7 protein-coding genes are annotated in these 7,883 nt (G+C 41.8%); 2 read left to right on the top strand and 5 right to left on the bottom strand.

Annotated features, from left to right (window positions below; translation table 11 throughout):
* The 5 genes from ACU01J_RS21055 to ACU01J_RS21075 form a co-directional block, all read right to left on the bottom strand.
* A partial coding sequence (locus ACU01J_RS21055) for a type I restriction endonuclease subunit R, EcoR124 family (protein WP_481087395.1) occupies positions 1-2,840 on the bottom strand: 2,840 nt, incomplete at its 3' end.
* On the bottom strand, positions 2,833-3,957 hold the full coding sequence (locus tag ACU01J_RS21060; protein WP_481087396.1) for an OLD family protein: 1,125 nt from the start codon (positions 3,955-3,957) through the stop codon (positions 2,833-2,835). The genes ACU01J_RS21060 and ACU01J_RS21055, both read right to left, overlap by 8 nt.
* A gap of 1 nt (position 3,958) precedes the next feature.
* Positions 3,959-5,203, bottom strand: a complete 1,245-nt coding sequence (locus ACU01J_RS21065; RefSeq protein ID WP_481087397.1) for a restriction endonuclease subunit S — start codon at positions 5,201-5,203, stop codon at positions 3,959-3,961.
* Positions 5,204-5,205: 2 nt separating this feature from the next.
* Positions 5,206-5,811, bottom strand: a complete 606-nt coding sequence (gene fic / locus ACU01J_RS21070; protein WP_481087398.1) for a protein adenylyltransferase Fic — start codon at positions 5,809-5,811, stop codon at positions 5,206-5,208.
* Positions 5,808-7,373 (bottom strand): type I restriction-modification system subunit M, encoded by a 1,566-nt coding sequence (locus tag ACU01J_RS21075; protein WP_268664446.1) that lies wholly within the window; start codon positions 7,371-7,373, stop codon positions 5,808-5,810. Before ACU01J_RS21075 ends, fic begins: the two co-directional genes overlap by 4 nt.
* A 76-nt stretch (positions 7,374-7,449) precedes the next feature.
* Here ACU01J_RS21075 and ACU01J_RS21080 point away from each other — a divergent pair, with 76 nt between their 5' ends.
* Positions 7,450-7,611: a hypothetical protein gene (locus ACU01J_RS21080; RefSeq protein ID WP_268664447.1), complete on the top strand. Its 162-nt coding sequence runs from the start codon at positions 7,450-7,452 to the stop codon at positions 7,609-7,611.
* Positions 7,612-7,641: 30 nt separating this feature from the next.
* Positions 7,642-7,883, top strand: a 242-nt coding sequence (locus ACU01J_RS21085) for an HU family DNA-binding protein (protein ID WP_481087399.1), incomplete at its 3' end; no start/stop codon positions are given.

Below are 7,883 nucleotides of genomic sequence, written 5' to 3' on the forward strand. Positions count from 1 at the left end.
GCATCAATAATGCTTGGCTTGTCTAAAATGTCATCAAGGTTTGTGTGGTTGATGAAATCCACCAGCAAGCTTTCTTTTGCTCGGTTGCCAAGGCTCGTTCGAATTAAGCGGCGTACCTCCTCAACAAGCATAGCTTTATCTTTGCTTTTCTTATTGTGGTCGAAAATCAACTCAAGAATGTAATCTAAGTTAATTTCTTGTGATTTTAGTAGGTCTACTTCAAAGGTAATACCATCCCAATCCAAGGTTGATTGACTCTGCTCATTTCCCGCTTTCTCTTTTCTGAGCCAGTCTCGAATATCGTTATAAGTTGAACGGTAATCCTGTATCGCTCTTTCTGTTGGCATGTGAACGGCTTGCAACTCTTGGACATCTTCATCATTGAGATAGTGCTCCGCTTTAAATGCGTCGATAGCATTCTCGTCGGTGATGTCAATGTGTTGCAGCGCTCTTAAACTGGTGAACTCGTCATAGTTTTGCAAGACGTTTTCAAGTCGAAGGTACTCCCCAAAGAGCTTAGTAAATGCTCTTTTTTCCTTCTCAGTCACAATGTCGTCAGGGTTAGGGAATCGCGCTTGCAGCTCCGCACTCACTTCTAGATAGCCTCGCTTGGCTTTACCTGTTAATACATCGGTAAAGCCCTCCATGTACTCTTGGTAGCTTTTTTCTAACACGACATTTTTGGTGTTTTTATCCCCAAAGATTTTGATGGCGTCAACGGTTGCAGCTTCAAGGTTTCTGAATGTGACAATGTTGCCAAAGGTTTTGGTTGCGTCATAGATACGGTTAGTGCGTGAGAATGCTTGAATAAGACCATGATGGCGTAAGTTTTTGTCAACAAAAAGCGTGTTGAGTCTTGGCGCATCAAAGCCGGTTAAGAACATACCCACCACAATGAGTAGATCCACTTCTTGGTTTTGTACGCGTAAAGCTAAATCACGATAGTAGTTTTGGAACTGTTTACTATCAACGCTATAGTTGGTTTTAAACTGAACGTTATAGTCATCAATCACCGAGGTTAAAAACTCCTTCGCACTGCTGTCCATTGCAGAAAGCTCAAAGGATTCGTCTAGAATGTCTCCAATAGCGCTTTGCTCTTCGTTCGCCGCAAATGAGAAAATAGTCGCGACTTTTAATGGTCGGTGATTTTCATTTTGTAGCGCTTTGAAAGAGTCGTAGTAGGCTTTTGCCGCGTCCACACTGCTCACGGCAAACATTGCATTGAACCCCTTACCATTGGCAAGCAGTCGATGTGTCTTCTGCCTGAAGTTGTTGAGAATATAGTGCGTAATTTCTTTAATGCGTTCAGGATGCAGTAACGCTTGTTTGTTTTCAGCCGCCGAAAGCTTACTTTCATCCAATTCATTTTCTATGGCGTTAAATTTAGGGCGAACATCGTTATAATCCACCTTGAACTTTAAGACTTTTTCATCACGAATGGCATCGGTCAGGATGTAGCTGTGCAGCTCTGTACCAAACACACTAGCAGTGGTGTCAGAGCTTAGCGCGTTATCAGGGAAGATAGGGGTGCCAGTAAAGCCAAATTGATAAAACTTCTTGAACTTTTTCTTTAGGTTCTTCTGAGCTTCACCAAATTGAGAGCGATGCGCTTCATCGAAAATGAACACCACATGTTGATGATAAAGGGCTAAATCACGATCCGATTTCATTAAGTTGTTGAGTTTTTGAATGGTCGTGACAATGATTTTGTTGTCTTCTTTGTCGATATTACGTTTAAGCCCTGCCGTGCTTTCAGAGCCATTCACGCTATCAGGAGAGAAGCGCTGGTACTCTTTCATGGTCTGGTAGTCCAAATCTTTTCGGTCCACCACAAAGAAAACTTTATCTACAAACTCTAACTCAGTAGCAAGGCGCGCCGCTTTAAAACTGGTCAGCGTCTTACCTGAGCCTGTAGTATGCCAAATATAGCCGCCACTTTCGGGTTTACTCCACAGTTTGTGCTCATATGAGCCACGGATTTTCCATAAAATGCGTTCGGTTGCCGCTATTTGATAGGGACGCATGATCAGCAAGGTATCACTGGTATCGAGGACAGAGTAATTCAGTAAGACGTTCAATAGCGTGTTTTTTTGAAACAGCGTTGCCGTCACATCTTTTAAATCTTTGATAAGGTCATTGTTGGACTTAGCCCAGTTCATCGTGAAATCGAAGCTGTTTTTATTCCTCTGTGTGGTATTCGCAAAGTAGCGTGTATCGGTTCCATTGGAGATCACGAAGACTTGGAGGTATTGATACAGTGAGCTCTCTGAATTGAAGCTCTCTTTACTGTAACGGTGCACTTGGTTAAACGCTTCTCGTATCGCAATACCGCGCTTTTTTAATTCCACTTGAACCAATGGCAACCCATTGACCAACACCGTCACATCATAACGGTTTGCCGCCGAGCCAGTTTGTTCAAACTGTTGGATCACCTGTACCTTGTTTCGAGCCAGCTGCTTTTTATCAAACAAGTAAATGTTTTGAATGCGGCCATTATCAAAAACAAAGTCATAAATGTGGTTGTCGTGAACTTTACGTGTTTTATCGATGATATTATCACTGGGCTTATCGAGATATTCTTCGACAAAGCGGTGCCATTCACTCTCTAAAAAGGTGACATTATTCAGAGCTTGTAGCTGGATTCGAACATTATCTCTCATCGCTTTCGCACTGTTAATGTCTTTCCTGAACTCAAAGCCCTGATTGACCAAATCAGTAATAAATTCGTTTTCTAGCTCTTGCTCAGTTTGATAGCCTTCACTGGCATCATTACGCGTAGTGTACTTGTCAAGAACAATGAAATGGTTAGATTGCGCTATCGGTGTACTGTGCTCAGCCATGCTCGACTTCCTGCTCTTTAAATTGATAGGTGTTCACTAAATGATTGAATAAATACACCACGGTCTCTTTTTCTTGAGGTGTCGGCTCAGCAACCACCTCCCCAGAGAGGGTAGAGTGACTTGTAAACTGAATGATGCGATTTAAATACGCCTCTTGATCATCGGGTAATAGTTCAGACCAAGTGCGGTAGCCAAGAAAACTGGCGGTTTTTTCATACAGGTTACGTAGTAAGGTGAAGTGATACTTCTGAATACTTTGGGGCGTTTGGATAGCTTGTTCAATGGTTTGCTTTAAAAACAAGTGATAAGAAAAGCTGGTGTTGGAATCTCCTTGCTTCTCTTCAAGCTCAAACGTACCGTCTTCAAACTTACTCAGCATATAACAGGCTCTGCGGTTGAATTCATTCCACAACACATTGTAAAACAGCGGACTATGAGTAGAAATAATGAATCGAAGTCCATTGTCATGTTCACTCTCACTAATGAGCTTTGCCAAACTGACGGCAAGCTCAATCAAGTGATTTTCATCTAACGAGCTAACCGGATCATCAATGAAAACGTATTCCAGTTCATCAAATTGACGGGTAGTACGATTCTCAGCGTCAAGAATGTTTCGTTCGCTAATCACTTGCTCTAGTAGCGTATAAAAGACACTCCAGATGAAGTTGCTCTCCTCCCCCTTAGAGATTTTAATAAACTCAGTGGTGTGTTCATGGCCCTGCTCAAAAGAGAAGGATACTTCTGAAAAGTTTTCATGGAACTTAGGCATCAAGGATGAATTCGAATAATGTTGAAAATGACCAATGACGTCATTTTCTTTGCCTTGTTCGCCTAAAACCCAAGGAGTAAAACTATTTGGATGGATCTTAAGCTTACGCTGCGCATCTTGGTCTAAATCATTATCCCAATAGAATAAGTCTTCTGTAAACGCGTTGTAATAAAGCGTTTTCCATTGAGGCTCTTCTGGTTCATTTTCCTCAATAGTCTCACCAGCAAGTAACGTTTTAAAAGCTCTTGATAGCCGCGTTTTCCCTGTGCCATTAAAAGCGTAGATAAGCTGTACTTTCTTATTTTTGTCTTTCAATTGCTGGGCTATTTCAGTCAACGTTTTACTCATCTCAAGCCTCTCCATGAGGTTTCGGGAAGGTCAACAATAAATCACGATAATATTCGTATTGTTTTTGGCGTAGCTCTATTTCGCGTGGGAGACCTTCGCTGATGGAGTGAGTCAGTGTGTCGAATTTATCTAGGAGCGCAACAATATCAACCTGAGTAGCTAATGACGGTACAGGGATGAGAATCTTAGCCATATCATTGGCTGATACATCTATGACCTTTGTTCCTTTGGCGTATTTCCGCTTTTGATTCGCAAAGCTATCAGTTTGTGTGTAGTAGGCAAAGAACTTTCCTAGAATAGTATCGCTAGGTTTAAAGATGGTCGCATGTCCACCAGTCACTGCTTGTTCTTCACCTAAGTAAACAAGAGCCGTGCCAACATCTTCAAGGTTTTCGCTTGTGTTGGTTATTACGACATCACCACAATTGACCTTTTTCAACCTACTTGCAGTTTCTGGTGAGACAAATGATTTTGTCGACTCTGTGGACAATCCGTAATAAGTATAAATCTGACCATAATGAATTGCCGGCACTCCAGTCTCAGTGAAATCTTTTTTAGGTAATCCGTTTCCTCGGATTAGTTCGCCAATATTACCTAATGCCTTCCACTCAACCTCCAAACCTTCAAAACTCAACAACTTATCTCGATAGTAGTTGTATTGTTTCTTGCGTGCTGTAAGCTCGTCTGTAAGCTCGTCTGTAAGCGCACTGAATGTGTCTAAAATTCGGACGATTTCGGTTTGGACGGGTAATGGGGGGATTGGAAGCTGCATTTTCGCTAAGTTATCTTTAGATACCCTGCGAACTTTAGCGCCACTAATGTATTTTCTTTTTTGGCTTTGAAATTTTTCCGTCTGAAAAAGATATGCTAAGTATTTAACGTTCTGTTCATGCCTAAACAGCATCATATCGCCAGAGATAGCCACCTCATCACCAAGCCAAGCAAGCGGTTTAACTACATCTTCATCATTTTCAGATGTTGTTGCTAACAATAAGTCATTTGCATTCGCTTTCCTTAATTTTCCAGCTAATTGTTCCGGTACATAGGTGAAAGTTTTGTTAGCAGACAAGCCATATCTAGTGAAAATTTGTCCATAATGGATAGCTGGAAAACCAGACTCTGAGAAATCTTTTTTCTGCATTCCGTTACCACGAATAAACTGTCCCACTTCACCTAGAGCCCTCCAATCAACCTCAACACCATCCAACAGCTTTTCAATATACGCACTCATGTGATTGTTCGTCATGATTACAGCTCCTCCGTCTTGAATTCGCTGTAACCCTCGTAGTAGTAACTCACATCGATACCTTTCATAAAGAGAGATCGACTTTCAACCTCAGTGGTTAATGCCTGCTTAAGAAGATGTTTGATTTCAATGTCTTTGACAGGGCTGCGTTCCATGGCTGAAAGGTAGTCGTCTTTATCTACCAAGTTCCAATCAATGACCTGCCCCACTTCCTGCTTTAAAATCAAATCGAGCCAGATACGAGTTGAGCGTCCATTTCCCTCTCTAAACGGGTGAGCAATGTTCATCTCTACGTATTTTTCAATGATTTCATCGACATTACGTTGCGGCATCTTATCGATGTATGACAATGACTGCTTTAAGTACATCAAAGGGGCGAAGCGGAAGTTGCTTTTGGCTATATTCACTTCCCTTATTTTCCCCGCAAAAGAGTAAATGTCTTCAAACAAATACTTATGGATAAAGCTCAGCCCTGCAAATGTCCCGACTTCTACATTGTGAAGTTCACCTGAGTCAAACAGCTCACGCGCCTTTTTTTTGCTAAGCTTTTCTTCCACTTTTGAAAGGTCAACTTGGTTTGTGATATTGAGTTTATTGTCTAAGATCATGCATGATTCTCCGCTGATTCTATCTCTGCGACAATGGCGTCAATATCCGTGCGTAATTGAGTAATGTTTGCAACGGTTGTTTTTAGCTCTTCGTTAAGCTTTGTGATGTCAATGGCCTCACGGGTGTCTTTAGGCTCAACATAAGCACTCACCGAAAGGTTATAGTCATTTTTTTCAATGTCACCGATATCCATGTTTTTAGCGACATGTTCAATCTCCCCTTTACCGTCGAAGATCGTCATAATTTGATCGATATGCTCATTCAAAAGCACGTTGTTATTCGTAGCTTTATCGAAGAAATCCTCACCACTGGCGTCAATAAATTGAATGGAATTCTCTTTTTTGTTTTTTGAAAGCACTAAGATGTTGACGGCGATTGACGTGCCAAAGAACAGATTAGGCGCAAGTGATATCACGGTTTCGACGTAGTTATTGTCAACTAAATACTGTCGGATTTTCTTCTCAGCGCCACCACGATAAAAAATGCCAGGGAAGCAAACTATGGCAGCTCTGCCTTTAGAGGAGAGATAATTCAGCGCGTGAAGAACGAAAGCAAAGTCTGCCTTGGATTTCGGTGCCAATACCCCCGCAGGAGCAAAACGTTCATCATTAATGAGTGTTGGATCGTCACTTCCTACCCACTTAACTGAGTAGGGCGGATTGGACACGATGGCATCAAATGGTTTTTCATCACCAAATTGAGGGTGGATGAGTGTATTACCTAACGCAATATCAAATTTATCGTAGTTGATATTGTGCAAAAACATGTTCATACGAGCTAGGTTATAAGTCGTATGGTTGATCTCTTGACCAAAGAAGCCTTCCTCAATAATGTGGTTATCAAAGTGCTTTTTGGCTTGTAGCAACAAAGACCCTGAGCCTGCTGCCGGATCATAGATTTTATTCACCGAGGTTTGTTTATGCATCGCTAATTGAGCCAGCAGCTTAGACACACTTTGCGGTGTGAAGAACTCCCCGCCTGATTTTCCCGCATTGGCCGCATAGTTTGAGATCAAGTACTCATAAGCGTCACCAAACAAATCAATCTGATTATCTTGAAAATCCCCTAGTTGGAGTTTTGCTACTCCTTTGAGCACCGATACCAGTCGAGCGTTCTTGTCTGATACTGTATTGCCAAGGCGGTTGCTGGTGGTATCAAAATCAGCAAATAACCCTTTAATGTCTTGCTCTGAAGGATAACCATTTGCCGAGCTTTCTATGGATGAAAATACCTTTGCAAGATCGGTGTTCAAGTTGTCATTCGTACTCGCACCATGGACTACATTGCAAAAAAGCTCGCTAGGGTAGATAAAGTAGCCTTTGGTTTTGGTGGCATCGTCACGGATCAACTCAATTCTTGGATCATCATCCTTAAAGCCTGCGTATTGAATACTTGCGTCGCCAGCTTCAATATAGTTAGTGAAGTTTTCACTGATAAAACGATAGAAAAGAGATCCTAGGACGTATTGTTTAAAATCCCAACCATCAACAGAGCCTCTGACCTCATTGGCGATTTGCCAAATTTGGCGTTGTAACTCTGCTCGTTGTTCGGTGCTGGTCATAGCGAGGTATTCCTAGTGTCAAATTAAGTAAAACAAACCATTGCATGATATTATCATGATTTCAGGGAAAGGAACTATGACTAAGAAAGCTAAGACTAAGAACACGAAAACCAAAAAGTACGTAGAAAGCAATCCCACACTGAAACGTGTCAAAGGGGATGTTGCTGCCCATCAAGCACGTAAAAAAATTGAACAGTGGAAAGAGCAGCGAGAATTTGATAAACAGTTCGAGCTTTAAATCAAATATAACCTAAGGAAAATACATCACATGAATAAAACGCAACTGACAGAGCTCATCTTCGCTCAAGCAGATATCACCAAAAAGCAAGCGAGTGAAGCTCTGGATGCTATCACTCAAGGGATTACACAATCCTTAGCACAAGGTGAAGAAGTCGCTCTTATTGGCTTTGGGACATTTAAAATCACTGAGCGCGGTGCACGCACAGGACGTAACCCAAGCACAGGTGAAACCATTCAAATCGCCGCCAGCAAATCGCCAAGCTTTAAAGC

Source organism: Vibrio sp. 2433-A1, assembly GCF_056726085.1.

Bases quoted from the DNA above. Each gene is read 5' to 3' on its own strand.
- ACU01J_RS21080 (WP_268664447.1), top strand. From the start codon at position 7,450: ATGACTAAGAAAGCTAAGACTAAGAACACGAAAACCAAAAAGTACGTA.
- ACU01J_RS21075 (WP_268664446.1), bottom strand. From the start codon at position 7,373: ATGACCAGCACCGAACAACGAGCAGAGTTACAACGCCAAATTTGGCAA.
- ACU01J_RS21065 (WP_481087397.1), bottom strand. From the start codon at position 5,203: ATGACGAACAATCACATGAGTGCGTATATTGAAAAGCTGTTGGATGGT.
- fic (WP_481087398.1), bottom strand. From the start codon at position 5,811: ATGATCTTAGACAATAAACTCAATATCACAAACCAAGTTGACCTTTCA.
- ACU01J_RS21060 (WP_481087396.1), bottom strand. From the start codon at position 3,957: ATGAGTAAAACGTTGACTGAAATAGCCCAGCAATTGAAAGACAAAAAT.